The sequence below is a fragment of the Vibrio alginolyticus NBRC 15630 = ATCC 17749 genome (genome assembly GCF_000354175.2).
Lineage (GTDB): Bacteria > Pseudomonadota > Gammaproteobacteria > Enterobacterales > Vibrionaceae > Vibrio > Vibrio alginolyticus.
Genome location: NC_022349.1, coordinates 1085148 through 1103682, shown reverse-complemented (window position 1 = coordinate 1103682; position 18535 = coordinate 1085148). Strand labels below are relative to the sequence as shown.

General features: G+C 44.2%; 13 protein-coding genes and 4 tRNA genes. 12 read left to right on the top strand and 5 right to left on the bottom strand.

The features are described from left to right. Positions 1–30: 30 nt before the first annotated feature. Positions 31–798: a nucleotidyltransferase family protein gene (locus tag N646_RS04905; protein WP_017820477.1), complete on the top strand. Its 768-nt coding sequence runs from the start codon at positions 31–33 to the stop codon at positions 796–798. Here the strand turns inward: N646_RS04905 and N646_RS04900 are convergent. After that, positions 795–3158, bottom strand: coding sequence for a DNA polymerase II (locus tag N646_RS04900; protein WP_017820476.1), 2364 nt, complete (start codon positions 3156–3158; stop codon positions 795–797). The genes N646_RS04905 and N646_RS04900 overlap by 4 nt on opposite strands. Before the next feature lie 427 nt (positions 3159–3585). Between N646_RS04900 and uvrY the strand changes: the two genes are divergently transcribed. From uvrY to nspC, 10 genes are all read left to right on the top strand, one after another. Beyond that, the gene (uvrY, locus tag N646_RS04895; RefSeq protein WP_005386783.1) at positions 3586–4230 is read left to right on the top strand and encodes a UvrY/SirA/GacA family response regulator transcription factor; all 645 of its coding nucleotides are present in this window, start codon (positions 3586–3588) and stop codon (positions 4228–4230) included. Position 4231: 1 nt separating this feature from the next. Continuing rightward, entirely contained in the window at positions 4232–6064 is a 1833-nt protein-coding gene (gene uvrC / locus N646_RS04890; protein ID WP_017820475.1) for an excinuclease ABC subunit UvrC, read from the top strand. Positions 6065–6110: 46 nt separating this feature from the next. Then, on the top strand, positions 6111–6668 hold the full coding sequence (pgsA, locus tag N646_RS04885) for a CDP-diacylglycerol--glycerol-3-phosphate 3-phosphatidyltransferase (protein ID WP_005394805.1): 558 nt from the start codon (positions 6111–6113) through the stop codon (positions 6666–6668). A 463-nt stretch (positions 6669–7131) separates the two neighbouring features. Further along, positions 7132–7205 (top strand) — tRNA-Cys (locus N646_RS04880). A gap of 36 nt (positions 7206–7241) precedes the next feature. After that, positions 7242–7317 (top strand) — tRNA-Gly (locus N646_RS04875). 78 nt (positions 7318–7395) lie between these two features. Further along, a tRNA-Leu gene (locus N646_RS04870) sits at positions 7396–7482 on the top strand. Positions 7483–7495: 13 nt separating this feature from the next. After that, positions 7496–7571 (top strand) — tRNA-Gly (locus N646_RS04865). Between the two features lie 897 nt (positions 7572–8468). Further along, entirely contained in the window at positions 8469–11345 is a 2877-nt protein-coding gene (locus N646_RS04860) for a pyridoxal phosphate-dependent class III aminotransferase (RefSeq protein ID WP_017820474.1), read from the top strand. Between the two features lie 18 nt (positions 11346–11363). Then, positions 11364–12608, top strand: coding sequence for a carboxynorspermidine synthase (locus tag N646_RS04855; protein ID WP_012841628.1), 1245 nt, complete (start codon positions 11364–11366; stop codon positions 12606–12608). Between the two features lie 103 nt (positions 12609–12711). Beyond that, positions 12712–13845: a carboxynorspermidine decarboxylase gene (gene nspC / locus N646_RS04850; RefSeq protein ID WP_017820473.1), complete on the top strand. Its 1134-nt coding sequence runs from the start codon at positions 12712–12714 to the stop codon at positions 13843–13845. Between the two features lie 77 nt (positions 13846–13922). Here the strand turns inward: nspC and N646_RS04845 are convergent, their stop codons facing one another. Then, a complete protein-coding gene (locus tag N646_RS04845; RefSeq protein WP_005376814.1) occupies positions 13923–14435 on the bottom strand; it encodes a glycine cleavage system protein R in 513 nt (170 codons plus the stop codon). 221 nt (positions 14436–14656) lie between these two features. After that, complete coding sequence (locus tag N646_RS04840; protein ID WP_031777259.1) at positions 14657–15559, bottom strand: DUF3943 domain-containing protein; 903 nt, start codon at positions 15557–15559, stop codon at positions 14657–14659. Positions 15560–15750: 191 nt separating this feature from the next. Here N646_RS04840 and N646_RS04835 point away from each other — a divergent pair, with 191 nt between their 5' ends. Continuing rightward, positions 15751–16983 carry a CinA family nicotinamide mononucleotide deamidase-related protein gene (locus N646_RS04835; RefSeq protein WP_017820471.1) on the top strand — a complete coding sequence of 411 codons (1233 nt, stop codon included), beginning with the start codon at positions 15751–15753 and terminating at the stop codon, positions 16981–16983. 96 nt (positions 16984–17079) lie between these two features. Here the strand turns inward: N646_RS04835 and yfaE are convergent, their stop codons facing one another. After that, positions 17080–17361: a class I ribonucleotide reductase maintenance protein YfaE gene (yfaE, locus tag N646_RS04830; protein ID WP_005376817.1), complete on the bottom strand. Its 282-nt coding sequence runs from the start codon at positions 17359–17361 to the stop codon at positions 17080–17082. Beyond that, positions 17361–18494 carry a class Ia ribonucleoside-diphosphate reductase subunit beta gene (gene nrdB, locus N646_RS04825; RefSeq protein WP_005376818.1) on the bottom strand — a complete coding sequence of 378 codons (1134 nt, stop codon included), beginning with the start codon at positions 18492–18494 and terminating at the stop codon, positions 17361–17363. The genes yfaE and nrdB overlap by 1 nt, the downstream gene beginning before the upstream one ends. Positions 18495–18535 lie beyond the last annotated feature (41 nt).

Genomic DNA, 18535 nt, shown 5'->3' with positions numbered 1-18535 from the left:
CTTGAACCATCTGAGAACACGTTTTAAGTCATGTCTCTGCCTGTTATCGATCCTAAACAACCATTTCAACCAGAGTTTGCGCCTTTAATTAGGGAAGTCACCGCTTGTCTCAAAGGTGGACTGGGGCAAAACTTACACAGCGTTTATGTATACGGTAGTGTTGCTCGTAAAACAGCGATCGCAGGGAAGTCGAACTTAGACCTGGTTGTCGTTACTCAATCATCCTTTGAGCACAATCGCGCGACTTTGCTCAACACAATTAAGTGGCGTGCGCAGCAGAGTTACCCTCACGTTAATGGTGTATCGGTCCGTACAGCCTTAGTGAGCGAAGTAGCTAATTTAGATAGTATTTTCACTTGGGGCTTTATGCTTAAGCATTGCTGTGTCTGTGTTTATGGTGATGATCTAGCAGACTGTTTTGGTGATTACGTCCCAAGTTGGGAAATTGCTAAGCACTGGAATATGGATGTGGAAGATTGGATTACGGCTTATCGCAAAAAAATCGTACAAGCGAAGACGATAGAAGAGCAGGTGGCCGCCCAGCGCGTGATTGCTAAAAAGTTACTAAGAGCGTCATACTCTTTGGTGATGTATCGAGATAAACGTTGGTTTGATGACCCCGTAGAGTGTGGCAAGGTATTCTTAACTTATCATCCTGAAAAGCAGCTTGAGATCGAGCGGCTAGAAATTTTACTTTCTGGCCGGGGTATTCCCAAGCGTTCTGTTATCGGGCTAATTGATGCGTTTGGTGATTGGTTAGCAAAACAGTACCAGAAAACAGAGTTTCGTATCGGCTAAAACAACCCCATTTGTGGCGCTGAAAGCCTGTCAAAATCCGTCCCAATGAAAGGGAGAATCGCATCTGCAACGGGTTTGAGTTGTTTATCAATGTAATGTTGATAATCAATCGGGCTATTGAGGTACTCATAAGGTTCAGGACCGTTCACGGTAATAATGTATTCAATTCGTCCTTTGTTTTGATACTGTAATGGGCGGCCAAGCTTGGCATTTATCTCATCGGCTAAACGAGCTGCACGCACTTGTGGCGGGACGTTCTTCTGATACTCATGCAGTTTTCTTCGCAGTCGCTTTTGATACACCAACTGTTCATCAAATTCACCGTTGTTAGTTTTCTCAACCATCTCTCGGACATAGTCGCTTGGATCTTCACCATGGAAAATCATGCTATAGAGTGTATTTTGAAATTTCTGTGCTAACGAGGTCCAGTCAGTACGGGCACTTTCTAACCCTTTAAATACAATCCGTTCTTGCTCTCCTTCACCGATTAAACCCGCATAGCGCTTTTTCGAGCCAGTTTCTGCGCCACGAATCGTTGGCATAAGGAATCTGCGATAATGGGTTTCATACTCGATTTCCAACATAGATGTTAGGTTGTACTCAGAACGCAGGTGTTCTTGCCACCAAGAGTTGATGTAATCAACTAATTGATTTCCAACAGCGTCAGCTTCTACTTGACTGTATGGTCGATTCAACGACACGAATGTGGAATCCGTATCGCCGTAAATCACTTGATATCCTTGCTCCTCAATCAGCACCTTAGTTTGCTTCATGATTTCATGTCCGCGCATGGTAATACTAGAAGCTAACCGAGTATCAAAGAAACGACATCCCGATGAGCCCAGTACGCCATAAAAGGAGTTCATGATGATTTTGATTGCCTGAGAAAAAGCTTTTTCATTGTTCTTCTTTGCCACATCACGTGCTGCCCAAAGCTTTTCAATCATTTCTGGTAAAAAGTGTTTCGTACGATGGAACTGCCCACCGCGAAAGCCAGGTACAGCCTGATTTTCTTCTTTTCCAATATCGAGCAATAACCCCTCAACTAAACCCATAGGATCAATCAAGAAAGAGCGAATAATCGATGGATATAGACTCTTAAAATCCAATACTAAAACAGAATCATATAGGTTAGGGATGGAGTCCATCACGTAACCGCCGGGGCTGGCAATCCAATTTTCAGGGTGTAGGTTCGGAGCAACGTAGCCTGCTCGGTGTATCTGAGGCATGTATAGGTTTGTGAATGCTGCAACCGAACCGCCGACACGATCCAGTTCGACACCAGTGAGACGAGAGCGCTCTATTGCAAAGTCGAGCAGGTGAGTGTGATTGAAAATCTTATTCACTAACACGCAGTCTTGTAAATTATATTTAGCCAGCGATGGTTTGTCGGAGCGGTACATACGATTGATCTCATCCATGCGGTCATGAACGTTGTGGATTTCTTTCCCTTCCCCTAAGAGTTCTTGAGATACAGACTCTAATGACCAAGACCGAAAGTGATAAGTCGCCGTTTTTAACGTATCGATACCGTCCATTACAACTCGCCCTGGAATGGAAATAAACCCTTGTTGGCTTTGAGATGAACTTCTGAAAAAGCTGGCTTGGTCTGCTCTACCAAGCATTAGCTTCATGTTGTGCCATTCTGCTCGTTTGTGTAGCAGACGAAAGTCAAAATCAATGACGTTCCAACCGACAATGACATCGGGGTCGAATTGTTTAAACCAAACGATGAGTGCTTCTAGAAGCGCTTTTTCATCCTTAACCCATTGTATCGGTGTCTCCGAAGGTTCTGGTTCTCCGATCATGATAACGCGGGAATCCATGATGCTGTCTAATCCGATTGAGTAAAGAATGCCTTTCTCAGAGCATTCTAGATCTAACGAGACAACGTTTAACTTCGGCTCATATTGCCCCGCACGGCATTTTGCGCTCTGGACGCGTTGGTAGCCATTGGTGCGAGTCACATTGCCTGTAAACTCGATACTGCCTTTGATAAAACGCTCCATTAGGTAGCGATCGGCGAGGCGAATATCACTTTCATACGTAGTGATATCTTTTTGAGCGAATGTGTCTTTGAGTGCGAGAGCGTCTCTGGTTACATTGGTATAGCAGGCAGCAAGAGGAGTATGTTCAAACGTTTTGAGATCCAAAAGGCGGATGTCGACGAATATGTTTTTTTCTCGTGCGAGTGTCTTTGCTTGCTCTGAGTGTTTCTGAGCGATGAAAAATACTGGCTTCTCACCATTAATAAGTAACTGAGTAGGACCTGCTTCTGTCGAAAGCCACAGCTCGATTTGAGTTTGACCTTTGATGTCTCGTGCCTGTCGAGTTAGCAGGAAGCCTTGTTGAATATTCAAATGTGAGAAACCTTAGAAAACTTGAAGAACGTTAGTTTAACACTAAGAACTGTAAAAATAACCAGTAAAGAAAGCGTCTCAAATTTTTGCTGGAATTAGTGATTACAAGTTAGTCTTTGGTGCAAGAGGGACAGTGTCATTTTAAGTTATAGCGTGTTTCTCTGGGCAATATGAAACCTAGTTACTTGATTTATTGTACTTAATGTTGTTAATTGTCTTTTCTTAGATTTCGGTTCTGCTCATCACGCTCTAAAATAATAGAGTGGTTTATGAATAAGTTCTTGCTAAAGTTTGCGTTTCAGCACATATTCATAGAAAGCAATTTTTTGTCGATTACGTTAGTATATAGGCAGTCATACTGATATCCACATTTAACAAATAATGGTTATGTGGGTGCAGAACCAATACAAAGTGTGGAGATACAAGTTTGATAAATGTTTTCCTTGTAGATGATCACGAGCTGGTTCGCACAGGGATACGACGTATTATTGAAGACGTCCGTGGAATGAACGTAGCAGGAGAAGCTGACAGCGGTGAAGATGCAGTAAAATGGTGTCGCAGTAATCATGCTGACGTCGTTTTAATGGACATGAACATGCCAGGAATTGGCGGCTTGGAAGCCACTAAAAAAATTCTTCGCGTGAATCCTGATGTGAAAATCATCGTACTTACCGTTCATACAGAAAACCCGTTTCCAACCAAGGTGATGCAGGCAGGTGCGTCTGGTTATTTAACCAAAGGTGCTGGCCCTGACGAAATGGTGAATGCGATTCGTGTAGTTAATAGTGGGCAGCGTTACATCTCGCCAGAGATTGCGCAGCAGATGGCATTGAGTCAATTTTCTCCAGCCTCTGAGAACCCTTTTAAAGACTTATCCGAACGTGAATTGCAGATCATGCTTATGATCACCAAAGGCCAAAAGGTAACGGATATTTCTGAGCAACTTAATTTAAGTCCAAAGACAGTCAACAGCTATCGCTACCGACTCTTTAGTAAATTGGACATTAATGGTGACGTTGAGTTAACTCACTTAGCGATTCGCCACGGAATGCTGGACACCGAGACCCTTTAGCGTGAATCCTCCTTTCGATTCGGCTTCCTTTCTCAAGACAGTAACTCATCAGCCCGGCGTTTACAGAATGTACAACGCCGAAGCTGTTGTAATCTACGTAGGTAAAGCCAAAGACCTTAAAAAGCGCCTTTCAAGCTACTTTCGAAAAAAAGTAGACAGTGAGAAAACTCGCGCGCTTGTCAGTAATATCGCCAAAATAGACGTCACGGTGACTCACACTGAGACAGAAGCGTTGATCTTAGAGCATAACTACATCAAGCAGTATTTACCGAAATACAATGTGTTGCTGCGAGATGATAAGTCTTACCCTTACATCTTTATTAGCGGTCATAAGCACCCACGGCTTTCTATCCACCGTGGCGCCAAGAAGCGCAAAGGTGAATATTTTGGCCCCTACCCAGATTCTGGTGCAGTAAGAGAAACATTGCATTTGCTGCAAAAGATATTTCCTGTGCGCCAGTGTGAAGACACTGTCTATTCCAACCGAACGCGCCCATGTTTGATGTACCAAATTGGTCGTTGTGCAGGACCATGCGTTAATACCATCATTTCTGATGAAGAATATGCAGAGTTGGTTGGCTTTGTGCGAATGTTTTTGCAAGGCAAAGATCAGCAAGTACTCAAACAACTGATCGAGAAAATGGAAGTTGCCAGTCAGCAATTGCGCTTTGAAGATGCCGCTAAATTTCGCGATCAAATCCAAGCGATTAGGCGTGTTCAAGAGCAGCAGTACGTCTCAGAAGACAGCATGGATGATATGGATGTACTCGGGTTTGCTCAGGAGAATGGTATCGCGTGTATCCATATCCTGATGATACGCCAAGGCAAAGTGCTTGGTAGCCGTAGCCATTTTCCGAAAATCCCACAAAATACAAGCCAGCAGGAAGTGTTCGATAGTTTTCTGACTCAATACTATTTGAGCCATAACGAAGCACGTACAATTCCTTCTCGTATTATTTTGAATCAAGAGTTGGCAGAAGATATTGCGCCAATACAGAAAGCGTTAAGTGAAGTGGCAGGCCGTAAGGTTCATTTTCATACGTCGCCAACTGGCTCTCGAGCAAGGTATCTCAAGCTTTCGAACACGAATGCACTAACGGCGATTACCACCAAAATCAATCACAAAATGACGATTAATCAACGTTTTCATGCGCTTCGCGAAACATTGAATTTGGAGTCTATAGCTCGAATGGAATGTTTTGATATCTCTCATACGATGGGGGAAAGCACGATTGCGTCATGTGTTGTGTTCAACAACGAAGGCCCCGTAAAGCAAGAGTATCGTCGCTACAACATTACTGGGATTACCGGTGGTGATGATTACGCAGCAATGGGACAAGCGTTGGAGCGCCGTTATTCGAAGCAATTGGACGTAGAGAAAATTCCCGACATCATCTTTATCGATGGCGGTAAAGGTCAGTTAAATCGTGCGCATGACATCATTTCGCAGTACTGGGGGGATTGGCCAAAGCGTCCTATCATGATTGGTATTGCAAAAGGCGTTACTCGCAAACCAGGTTTAGAAACGCTGATTACAGTCGATGGGGACGAGTTTCATTTACCAAGCGATGCTCCTGCGCTGCATCTTATTCAACATATTCGTGATGAAAGCCATAACCATGCTATAGCGGGGCACCGTGCTAAGCGAGGTAAAACCAGACGTACGAGTGCACTCGAAGGGATTGAGGGAATCGGCCCTAAACGACGTCAGGCGTTACTCAAGTACATGGGTGGGTTACAAGAACTTAAACGTGCAAGTGTCGAAGAAATCGCCAAAGTACCGGGAATAAGTCACTCTTTAGCAGAAATTATTTTCCAAGCATTGAAACAATAAGGAAAATCGCGCAACATTAAGCCGCAATGTGTAAGAGAATAATAAAATGCGTTTGAATATCCCGAACATTCTGTCTCTTCTTAGACTGTTCCTAATCCCTGTTTTTGTGGTTGTCTTTTATCTACCTTATTCATGGGCACCGTTTGCAGCAGCAATGGTGTTTTGGGTAGCGGGTTTTACTGACTGGCTTGACGGCATGTTGGCCCGTAAACTTGGCCAAACTTCTCGTTTTGGCGCGTTTATTGATCCTGTCGCTGATAAAGTGCTAGTGGCAACGGCATTGATTCTAATCACGGAACATTATCATTCAATTTGGGTGACCATTCCTGCGGTAACGATGATTGCGCGAGAAATCATTATCTCAGCATTGCGAGAATGGATGGCTGAAATCGGTAAGCGAGCAAGTGTTGCGGTATCTTGGGTTGGCAAAGTAAAAACTGTTTCGCAAATGTTCGCCTTATGGGTGTTGATATGGCGTTACGATGAATGGATGGTTTGGCTAGGCTTTGCGGCCTTGTATGTGGCAACTTTCTTGACATATTGGTCAATGATTCAATATTTGGCTGCTGCGAAAGACGATCTGTTGAATGAAGAGCACCATTAAATTCTGATGTTAGAAAGCAGGCTTAATAGCCTGCTTTTTTGTATCTAAGGCAATCTACAGCATTTTTTGGCTTCTCTCGCTTTTCAATGCTTGCTAACGGCCATGTTTGCAATTTGTATCTGGGGCTTTTGCTTCGATAGAGTTATATTTGTGATCTAAGTCTTGTTTTTGTCCTTGGAGAGTCTTAGAGAGGCGAGTCTTCTGATTATTAATACTTCAATGCACGCAACGCACGGCCAGCAGTGTAAGGCGTAGCCAAAGTTTTATGATAAACAAGTGTATTTAAGCGATTTTTAGTATTAAAACTAAGCAATCCATCGTCTTTCGCACAAATTCTAGTCAAACGATTTAAAAAAATAAAAATAGTGTTGACTCGATCGCTCGAATCCGTAGAATGCATCCCGTACCCAAGAGAGCACGGCTCGAAAGGGTGGTGAAAAAGCTTAGCTTTATTCACAAATGAGGCGCCTTGGCAGAGTGGCTATGCAGCGGATTGCAAATCCGTGGACCTCGGTTCGACTCCGGGAGGCGCCTCCATTATTCTTTTGAGAGCGAATGGCTTTCGAGAAAAATGCGACACTAGCTCAGTTGGTAGAGCGCAACCTTGCCAAGGTTGAGGTCACGAGTTCGAACCTCGTGTGTCGCTCCAAATTTTATTGATATGGCATTTAGCGGTATCAGATGGTGTTTTACTTTTCTGTAAAGGCATCACAAAGAATATTTGTGTGCCCTGGTGGTGGAATTGGTAGACACAAGGGATTTAAAATCCCTCGACGTTCGCGTTGTGCCGGTTCAAGTCCGGCCCGGGGCACCATCTCATATTAAATGCGACACTAGCTCAGTTGGTAGAGCGCAACCTTGCCAAGGTTGAGGTCACGAGTTCGAACCTCGTGTGTCGCTCCAGATTTAAGGCCTAACATGAAAATGTTAGGCCTTTTTCGTATTTTTTGAAAATCTCAAACTTCTTTTCTGTCACAGACTTCGTTAAGTAACGAACCCTTTGTCTAATTGACTCAAGTGATTGTTCATTCTGCCATTGCAAAGCATCTTAGCCATTCCTACTAGTCTATGTTTAAACCATCACTTGTGGAGAATAACCACTCTTGCTCCAGGCAAAGCTGTGACGAGAATGCTATCTTTTTAAATGTTCCGGATATTGAAAGGAATGTTTTACGATTAAGCAGCACAACCTTAAACCTCTGTTGGATGAGGTGATGATATCTCAAGAATATTTGTTTAAATAACAGCTGTTTGAGAGAAGCAGAAAAGCATAGCTCATGAATATGAACATGCGAGTTACGATGGGGTATGTTTTGTTGTGATTTACATCACTGTTACTAATATGAAAAATCGTTGCCAGAAGATTTTATTTTGTGATAAATTCGCGCGCAATCTCGGAGCGTAATTAACAACGTTTGATCTCTGGGGGATACGCGTAGTGACCATTCAAGCTGATTGTGACACTGCGTAGGGTAGGTATCGGCAAAGCCTTTTGTCGATAGACGGGATACTAATGCTGTAAACGCGGCATATTAATGGGAAACCCAACATTGAAACCTTTGAATAAACACACACTAATCAGCTTCATACTGCCGAAATGTCCTGTTTTACAAAACGGGTGCATTACAGAACCTTGATTAATCCCTTTTACATATAAAGTCGCGAGTATCGTGGCGGATGATCTGTATTTGTCATTTATGCACTGACAAATGCGGAGGGGTATTCACACCTCCTGTAATTTCATTCTAATGATTATTAATACAGGATACAGAATTATTATAATTCAAGGGATTATGTAGTATGAGCACTGCCTTTGAAGTCGATAGCAATATCGCAAACATTTTTTCGTCTCAGGTTCCTATCGTTGAGGGAACGTATGACTTAACGCCAGATCAAGTATTGATTGATCAGGCTGAGCATGAATCTGAAGTACGTTCTTATCCACGTCGTTTGCCGATCGCAATTAAACAAGCCTTTGGGTGCTTGGTTGAAGATACGCGTGGACAGATCTTTCTAGACTGCCTTGCTGGGGCAGGCACTCTAGCTTTGGGGTATAACCATCCTGAAATAAACCAAGCTCTGAAAGAGCAATTAGATTCAGGACTGCCATATCAGACGCTAGATATTGCAACATCAGCAAAAACGACGTTTATTCAATCTGTTAAGTCTTTTCTTCCTCAAGAGTTAAGCGAGAACAGCGTTATCCAATTTTGTGGCCCGTCTGGAGCTGATGCGGTTGAAGCTGCTATCAAGCTCGCGAAACAGACTACCGGTCGCAACACTATGTTTGCCTTCCGCGGCGCATACCATGGTATGACTAATGGTACGATGGGGATGATGGGTAACTTAGGCACGAAAGCTCGTCGAACTGGTTTGATGTCGGATGTGCACTTTATGCCTTTCCCATACAACCTGCGTTGTCCTTTTGGGCTTGGCGGTGATGAAGGTGCGAAAGCAAGTATTCGCTATATCGATCGTCTTTTAAACGATGATGAGTCAGGCATTATGAAGCCTGCCGCGATTATCGTGGAGCCAGTGCAAGGTGAGGGTGGTGTTGTTCCTGCGCCAGCATTCTGGCTACGAGAGTTACGTCGTATTTGTGATGAACACGGTATCTTACTGATCTTCGATGAGATCCAGTGTGGTGTTGGTAAAACTGGCTACAATTTCGCGTTCGAAGAGTCGGGCATTGTTCCAGATATTCTGTGTTTATCAAAAGCAATTGGTGGTGGATTACCAATGTCGCTATTGGTTATCAACAAGCAACATGATACATGGAAGCCGGGCGAGCACACAGGTACATTTCGTGGTAACCAGTTAGCCATGGTCTCTGGTGCGAAAGCATTAGAAATTATCCAACGTGATAATCTTGTTGAGCATGCCAATATTGCGGGTCAGTACTTGCGCTACGGCCTTGAAAGTATTCAAAAGCGTGTGAACTGTATCGCAGAGGTTCGTGGCAAAGGTTTGATGCTAGGCGTGGAGATTAAAACTCCAAACGGTGAGCTCAATAAATTTGGTGAACCTCAAGCGGATAGTGAACTCACACTTTCTATTCAACGCGCAGCACTCGAGCGTGGCTTGATCGTTGAGAAAGGTGGACGCGAAGGCGCAGTAATTCGTTTCCTTCCTCCTCTTATCATCTCGTTTGAGCAAATCGACTTTGCTTTACGTGTATTTGAAGACGCGATTTTAGCCGCTGGCGGTAGTCACATCGAAATTCAGCCACAAGATGAATGGAAGAAGCATTTCATCCACACTGGAGAGATGGGCAGCAATGAATTTGCTTCGGTGATGAATCACACTACTACGGCAATGAAGTCAGTGTTTGAACAAGTGGCTGCACCGTATTCAGGTATGGATCCAAAAGCATTGGAAGCAGCGATTCACGACGTTGATCTTGATAATGGAAATGCGCCTCTTAAAACCGTTATCGACGATGCTGCTGAGCTGGTCGCGAAAAACGCAATTTTTACTCAACATCCAGATTGTATTGCTCACCTGCATACTCCACCTTTGATGCCAGCGATTGCGGCAGAGGCAATGATTGCGGCTTTGAACCAGTCTATGGACTCATGGGATCAAGCTTCATCAGCGACTTATGTTGAACAGAAAGTTGTGAACTGGCTATGCGATAAATATGAGTTAGGTGAAAAAGCGGACGGTATCTTCACGAGCGGCGGCACGCAAAGTAACCAAATGGGCTTGATGTTAGCGCGTGACTGGATTGCTGACAAACTCAGTGCACACTCAATTCAAAAGCTTGGCCTTCCTGAATACGCAGACAAGCTACGTATTGTATGTTCAAAAAAATCCCACTTCACGGTTCAAAAATCAGCGTCTTGGATGGGGCTGGGTGAAAAAGCGGTCATGACTGTCGATGCTAATGCCGATGGAACGATGGATGTCACTAAATTAGACGAAGTTCTCAATCAGGCCAAAGCAGAAGGTTTGATCCCATTTGCCATTGTTGGCACAGCGGGCACAACGGACCACGGTGCTATTGATGACTTAGACTTTATCGCCGATATGGCAGCGAAACATGACATGTGGATGCACGTCGACGGTGCATACGGTGGAGCTCTGATTCTAAGTAGCCAAAAAGCGCGTCTGAAAGGTTGTGAGCGTGCACATTCCATCAGCGTAGACTTCCATAAGCTGTTTTACCAAACCATCAGTTGTGGTGCGCTATTGGTAAATGACAAGTCTAACTTTAAATTCCTGCTTCACCATGCAGACTATTTGAACCGCGAACACGACGAACTACCGAACTTGGTGGATAAGTCTATTGCGACAACTAAGCGTTTTGATGCGCTCAAAGTGTTTATGACGATGCAAAGCGTAGGGCCAAAAGCACTAGGCGATATGTATGATCATTTGCTTGAACAGACGCTTGAAGTGGCGGACATGATTCGAGATAACAAACACTTTGAGTTGTTGGCTGAACCATCACTATCTACGGTTCTGTTCCGAGCGACACATGAATCAGCGGATCTTGATGAACTGAACAAAACGTTGCGCTTAGAAGCGTTAACACGCGGTATCGCGGTATTGGGTGAAACCATTGTCGACGATAAAACTGCATTGAAATTTACGATTTTGAACCCGTGTCTGACGACGGCGGACTTTGAATCTTTGCTCTCAAAAATCAATACGCTAGCGGCAGAGCTAGTTTAACAAAGGTAACGGAAAACTATGGCAATTCTACAGATTGGTGCAGGCGGCGTTGGCTGGGTAGTTGCACATAAAGCAGCACAAAACAACGACGTTCTGGGTGATATCACAATCGCATCACGTACCGTAGGTAAGTGTGAGAAAATCATCGAATCGATTCAGAAGAAAAACAATCTGAAAGATTCAACTAAGAAATTAGAAGCGCGAGCGGTAAACGCGGACGACGTAGATTCTTTAGTTGCTTTAATTAAAGAAGTACAACCTGACTTAGTGATCAACGCAGGTCCTCCTTGGGTGAACATGTCTATTATGGAAGCATGTTACCAAGCTAAAGTGTCATACCTTGATACATCTGTTGCGGTTGATTTGTGCTCTGAAGGCCAACAAGTACCTCAAGCTTACGATTGGCAGTGGGGTTACCGTGAGAAGTTTGAAGAAGCGGGCATTACAGGTATTCTTGGTGCTGGTTTCGATCCGGGCGTAGTATCGGTGTTTGCCGCATACGCAGTGAAACATCTGTTCGATGAAATCGATACTATCGACGTAATGGATGTAAACGCAGGCGACCACGGTAAGAAGTTCGCAACTAACTTTGATCCAGAAACGAACATGCTTGAGATTCAAGGCGATTCGTTCTACTGGGAAAACGGCGAGTGGAAACAAGTACCTTGTCACTCACGTATGCTTGAGTTTGAATTCCCGAATTGTGGTTCACACAAAGTGTACTCAATGGCGCACGACGAAGTTCGATCTATGCAAGAGTTCATCCCTGCGAAACGCATCGAATTCTGGATGGGCTTTGGTGACCGTTACCTAAACTACTTCAATGTGATGCGCGACATCGGTCTACTCAGCCCAGATCCACTAACGCTTCATGACGGTACGGTTGTTCAACCTTTGCACGTGCTAAAAGCACTACTACCAGATCCAACATCACTCGCGCCAGGCTACACTGGCCTAACGTGTATCGGTACTTGGGTTCAAGGTAAGAAAGATGGTAAAGAGCGCAGTGTATTTATTTACAACAACGCTGATCACGAAGTCGCATACGAAGATGTTGAACACCAAGCTATCTCATACACCACTGGCGTACCAGCGATCACTGCGGCTTTGCAGTTCTTCCGTGGCAAATGGGCAGACAAAGGCGTGTTCAACATGGAGCAGCTAGATCCAGACCCATTCCTAGAAACCATGCCATCTATTGGTCTAGATTGGCATGTTCAAGAACTGGAGCCAGGACAACCTGTTATCCATAAATTGAAGTAAGAATTTAGCGACTCTTATTTGTACGTTTAAGCCGATGCACTTGCGTCGGCTTTGTTCGATTTTATAGTGTCTTTGCTAAGGCGAAGGGACGTAAGGTATCAAAATGCAACAAAACGAACTAAAAACGCCATACTTCATGATCAATGAAGACAAGCTGATTGAGAACCTAGAGAAAGCAAAACAGCTAAAAGACATCTCTGGTGTGAAGCTTGTATTAGCACTGAAGTGCTTCTCAACATGGGGTGTATTCGACATCATCAAGCCTTACCTAGACGGAACAACAAGTTCTGGCCCGTTTGAAGTGAAGCTTGGCTACGAAACGTTCGGTGGTGAGACACACGCATACAGTGTGGGTTACAGCGAAGATGACGTTCGCGATGTGGCGGACATCTGTGACAAGATGATCTTTAACTCTCAGTCACAGCTAGCGGCTTATCGTCATATTGTCGAAGGCAAAGCATCGATTGGCTTGCGCCTAAACCCAGGTGTGAGCTATGCAGGGCAAGACTTAGCAAACCCAGCGCGTCAATTCTCTCGTCTTGGTGTTCAGGCTGATCACATCAAACCGGAAATTTTTGATGGTATTGATGGCGTAATGTTCCACATGAACTGTGAGAACAAAGACGTGGATGCGTTTATCGGCTTACTCGATGCTATTTCAGCTCAGTTTGGCGAGTACCTAGATAAGCTGGACTGGGTAAGCATGGGCGGCGGCGTGTTCTTCACATGGCCGGGTTATGACATCGAAAAGCTTGGCCTAGCGCTGAAAGCGTTTGCTGAAAAACACGGCGTGCAAATGTACCTAGAACCGGGCGAAGCGATCATTACCAAGACGACTGACCTAGTGGTCACTGTGGTTGATATCGTTGAGAACGTAAAGAAGACGGCGATTGTCGATTCAGCCACAGAAGCTCACCGCTTAGATACGTTGATCTACAATGAGCCAGCGTCAATTCTTGAAGCATCTGAAAATGGTGAACACGAGTATGTGATCGGCTCGTGCTCTTGTTTGGCTGGAGACCAGTTCTGCGTGGCGAACTTCGAACAGCCTCTAGAGATAGGACAGCGTCTGCATATTCTAGATAGTGCCGGTTACACCATGGTGAAACTGAACTGGTTTAACGGTCTACGTATGCCGTCGGTCTACTGTGAACGCTCGAATGGTGACATTCAAAAACTGAATGAATTTGACTACTCTGATTTCAAACGTTCACTGTCTCAGTGGTCAGTGATATAAAACGTATTGAGTATTAGAACGACAAAGAGCAGCTGAATTGCTGCTCTTTTTATTGGGGAAGCGTTAAAGGTATGCAGTTAGCTTTCTACAATTACACGAGTGTCTTCACTCAGAGATTCTAACTCATTGGCTATGTCTTCAATTTCTAGCTCGCTAGGTAGTTTTATCGCCATTTTAGCGCTGAATAAGCTAGAGCTTACCCCTCCGCCTCCTGCAATGAATACACGCTGACAATCCATATCTAAAATTGAGATACCTTGATTATCGAGAACGTGAGTAATTTCATTCACAATACCCGCTCTATCGTTGGCATCTAAACGAAGTTGGAAGATAGTGTCTTCACGATATGAGTGAGGCTCAGAGTCGACGAACCTAACAACAAGAGTCTGACAAGAAGAGAACGCTTGTTTAACGATGTCGGCATTTTCTCTTGGAAGCTCTACTTTGATGACACCTGCAACTTGGTCTTCGATAAAGTTTACTTTGCTGATCAGCCATTTCCCGCCGTTTTCGTGTGTGATTGCAGCGAGCTCTTTAATCGTGGCGGGTGACGCTTGTCCGACAAAATTAACAATAAATACGGTGTTCATAATGTCCCCTCCTGGAATCAAGGTTTGGACGCAGTACGAATAAACGTGCTACTTAAGTTATTGGAATAAATCCTTTTATTTAGTGTAGGTGCTAAGGGCGGGTAATGTTTGATGAAAGTCAATTTTTAACACTAATTCGTGATGCAAATAATTAAAACAATGTTCAGAGCACAAAAAAGCAGCCATCGTAAGGCTGCTTTTTACCGAGTATCAACTTAGGATTAGAAGGTTACTTTTAACTCGACACCATAAAATTGACTGTCGTAGTTTGCGCCTGCGTCCATGGCGAATTTTGCAACATCTTGGTTTCCAAACCAAGGTGATGAATTGAATTGTAGTTCTGCACTACCGCCCCATGCATCAGTTACCCAATAATGAATATGTCCAACAGGGTTTAAGAAGAAGAGCGAAACATCACCTGCGGTTTCAGAGCCCATAACTTCGCCGCCGTTTGCAATAATGTCTTGCTCAGCCGTTAACATCATTTCACCAACAACAGCACCAAAGAATGGTGTGATAAAAATATCCTGCCAAGATGGTACTTCTGCGAACGCCTCCACGCCATACTCCCAAAAGAACGTCGACATAGTTGCGGAGTACAAAAACGACTGAAATTCATTATAGCCAGCGTGACGTGCTGCCGTGTAGTAAACACCGCCAAAATATGGGTGCATGATGTAGTTGAGGACATGTTCATCGCGATCCCAAACGGGGCCGTCAGAGACATTATCTTTCCACTTTTGCCCCAACTTACTCATGTCTCGGTCTTCTTCGTCCCATTTGGTGATACTTTCTGGAAGAAAAGTCATCATGCCTACGGTCGCGATACTGAGACCTAGAATGGTGTAGGTTTGACCCATCAGATAATCCCAGTCTTTATCTTGAGGGATGATGAGATGTTTAGGCTGAAGCCCTGCGTCAAGGTTTAGCGAATCATCACTATTCTGTTCATACATAACACCGCGATTTTGAGCCTCGAAGGTGTACAGAGTCGTCGTTTCGCAGTAACCTGACAAACAATCAGGTGTGTAAGAAAACTCTGTATGACGGCTTAGGTCATAGTGACTTGCGTGCGCAAGCGCTGACGAAGCCAAGCAAAGGCCTGTTAGAGTCGTCTTGAACATGGATGATTTTGACACAAAGGTCTCCGAGTTAATGGTGTATGTTCGGGCTCGTAATTATCCCTCAAAACATCAATCATTTAAACACTTGACCCTTATTTAGTCCCAACAAACCTCGGCGAGATTTGTCCAAATAAAAAGAAAAATAAGCGCTATAACGAAAATAGGATTGTGCTTACGTTCAGGAGTCAGTTGTGAAAATAGCAATGCTTAGTACTGGTGAGGAAGTCCTCCACGGTGATATTGTTGATACTAATGCGGCATGGTTGTCTAGCCTGTTTTATCAACATGGATTTGGCTTAACAAAGCGCTCAACGGTTGGTGATAGCCTATCGAGTTTGGTTGAAGAGTTTTTAATGCTCAGCTTTAACAACGATGTGGTTATTGTTAATGGTGGTTTAGGCCCTACAACGGATGACATGAGTGCTGCCGCCGCCGCGAGAGCCGCCGATTGTAAACTGGTGCTATTCAAAGAGTGGTTGCAGCATCTAGAAAGTTTGTATGCTCGACGTGGCATCCCTATGCCGGACAGTAATTTAAAGCAAGCAATGCTGCCAGAAACGGCAGAGATATTGGACAACCCGATAGGCACTGCTTGCGGTTTCAAAATGCTGATTAATGATGCCATTTTTTATTTCACACCGGGTGTACCAAGTGAATTTAAGCTCATGGCAGAGACGCAAATTCTTCCCGATCTGAGAAGAGTGTTTCCCGATGTTCAAGGTTCATGTTGTAGTCGAATCTACACGTTTGGTCTATCTGAATCCGGTATTTCAGATAAGCTAGATCAGCTAAAACTTCCTCAAGACTATGAGCTAGGGTATCGCTCTTACTTGCCTTTTATTGAAGTGAAACTTTTTGGTCCTTCAGATCAGATTGAACAGCGTTTGAAACTAGTACAGATAATTAATAAACACCTTGAGAGTAATACCGTTAGTATTGATTTACCTATGGTTGAAAATGTCGGCCAGTTGTTGGTCGATAAAGGACTAACAGTGTCGACCTCCGAAAAAAGTAGCGGAGGATACTTAACGTACTGGCTAAACGGTGATGAAAACGCTGAAAAACAACTAGGGCATGGTTGGATACTACCGAGCCTGACTCAAGCGATGGCCAACAGCGGAGATCCATTAGCAGAAACGTTTGCTCTGGCTGGTGCTACGCGAGAGAAGTGTGGGACGGATTTATCACTCGTCACTGGCCATATTGAAGAGGGCGTTTTTTCCGTCGCTTTATCGACACCGTCAGGCGAGTGGGGAGCGTTATATAAACTCTCGAAAAAGTATCAGCGCAGTGATCAAGTTAAAGTGATCAGCACGGCAGCACTAGACTTGTTGCGTCGCTACCTAGAACGTAAACCGATGTTTGCGCATTATGCATTTTTAGAGAAAGTTAAAGAGATGCACCTCCCGAGCAGTGCTTTATAACCAAAGCTCTATACAGTAGTCTGAGAGACAATACACAGAGACAAAAAAGCCAAGGTGATTACCTTGGCTTTTGCATTTTATACCGTCGAGTCAACGTTATGCGCGCTGCTTTTCTTTCATCGCGTAGTTAACGCCGCTAAGTGACAAATCTGATTTTGCTTTACAGATACAAGGTAATATTTCATCACTTTGTGTGTAAGCCATGGCAAAACCAACATACTCCACTTCACCAGACTCCAATTTGCAGCGACAGGCGCCGCAGTGCCCATCACGGCAGTTGTATTCTGGTAATAGGCCAGCTTGCTCCATTGTTTCCAAAATCGTATTGGAAGGGTTGGATTCAATGCTGATCAGTTTGTTGATTTTGAGTGTTGCCATTACAGCTCGAATCCTTCGAAGTCATCTGCGCGAACTTCATTGTCAATTTGACCCACAAGGTAAGAAGAGATTTCTGCTTCTTGAGGCGCAACTTGAACGTTATCTGAAGACAACCAAGCGTTAATCCATGGAATTGGGTTGGTTGTTGCTTCTGGATACGCTGCTGGTAGACCTACCGCTTGCATACGAATATTTGTGATGTATTCAACGTATTGGCTTAGGATGTCTTTGTTTAGACCGATCATAGAGCCATCTTTGAATAGATACTCTGCCCACTCTTTTTCTTGCTCAGCCGCTTCTTTGAATAGGTCAAAACAGTCCTGTTTTGCCTCTTCTGCGATTTGCATGAAAGTGAAGTCATCTTGACCGTTACGTAGCAGGTTGATCATGTGCTGCGTGCCGTTTAAGTGAAGTGCTTCGTCACGAGCGATCAGCTTGATGATTTTCGCGTTACCTTCCATTAGTTCGCGTTCTGCGAAAGCGAAAGAGCATGCGAAACTTACGTAAAAACGAATAGCTTCTAATGCGTTAACAGACATCAGACAGATGTACAGCTTCTTCTTAAGATCGTACAGACTAACCTTAACCGTTTCACCGTTAAGGACATGCTCACCTTCACCGTAGCGATGGTAATCATTCGTCGCTTGAATCAAATCGTCGTAGTAGTGCGCGATGTCTTTTGCACGCTTCAGAATGTGCTCGTTCTCAACGATATCATCAAACACCACCGCAGGGTCGTTCACGATGTTACGAATAATGTGTGTGTAAGAACGAGAGTGAATCGTTTCAGAGAAAGACCAAGTCTCAATCCAAGTCTCTAGTTCTGGCAGAGACACAAGCGGCAGCAGTGCCACGTTAGGGCTGCGGCCTTGGATAGAGTCAAGAAGCGTTTGGTACTTCAAGTTAGAGATGAAGATGTGCTTCTCGTGATCTGGCAGTTTGTTGTAATCGATACGGTCGCTAGATACGTCTACTTCTTCTGGACGCCAGAAGAAAGAAAGTTGTTTCTCGATAAGTTTTTCGAAAATCTCAAACTTTTGTTGGTCGTAACGTGCAACGTTTACTGATTGACCTAGGAACATTGGTTCCTTCAATTGGTCATTCTTTTTTTGGTTAAAAGTACTGTAAGCCATAATGCCTCAATTCCTTTTAAACCTCCCCGTAAGGGGGAGGT

Bases quoted from the DNA above. Each gene is read 5' to 3' on its own strand.
- N646_RS04905 (WP_017820477.1), top strand. From the start codon at position 31: ATGTCTCTGCCTGTTATCGATCCTAAACAACCATTTCAACCAGAGTTT.
- pgsA (WP_005394805.1), top strand. From the start codon at position 6,111: ATGCGTTTGAATATCCCGAACATTCTGTCTCTTCTTAGACTGTTCCTA.
- N646_RS04860 (WP_017820474.1), top strand. From the start codon at position 8,469: ATGAGCACTGCCTTTGAAGTCGATAGCAATATCGCAAACATTTTTTCG.
- N646_RS04855 (WP_012841628.1), top strand. From the start codon at position 11,364: ATGGCAATTCTACAGATTGGTGCAGGCGGCGTTGGCTGGGTAGTTGCA.
- nspC (WP_017820473.1), top strand. From the start codon at position 12,712: ATGCAACAAAACGAACTAAAAACGCCATACTTCATGATCAATGAAGAC.
- N646_RS04845 (WP_005376814.1), bottom strand. From the start codon at position 14,435: ATGAACACCGTATTTATTGTTAATTTTGTCGGACAAGCGTCACCCGCC.
- N646_RS04840 (WP_031777259.1), bottom strand. From the start codon at position 15,559: ATGTTCAAGACGACTCTAACAGGCCTTTGCTTGGCTTCGTCAGCGCTT.
- yfaE (WP_005376817.1), bottom strand. From the start codon at position 17,361: ATGGCAACACTCAAAATCAACAAACTGATCAGCATTGAATCCAACCCT.
- nrdB (WP_005376818.1), bottom strand. From the start codon at position 18,494: ATGGCTTACAGTACTTTTAACCAAAAAAAGAATGACCAATTGAAGGAA.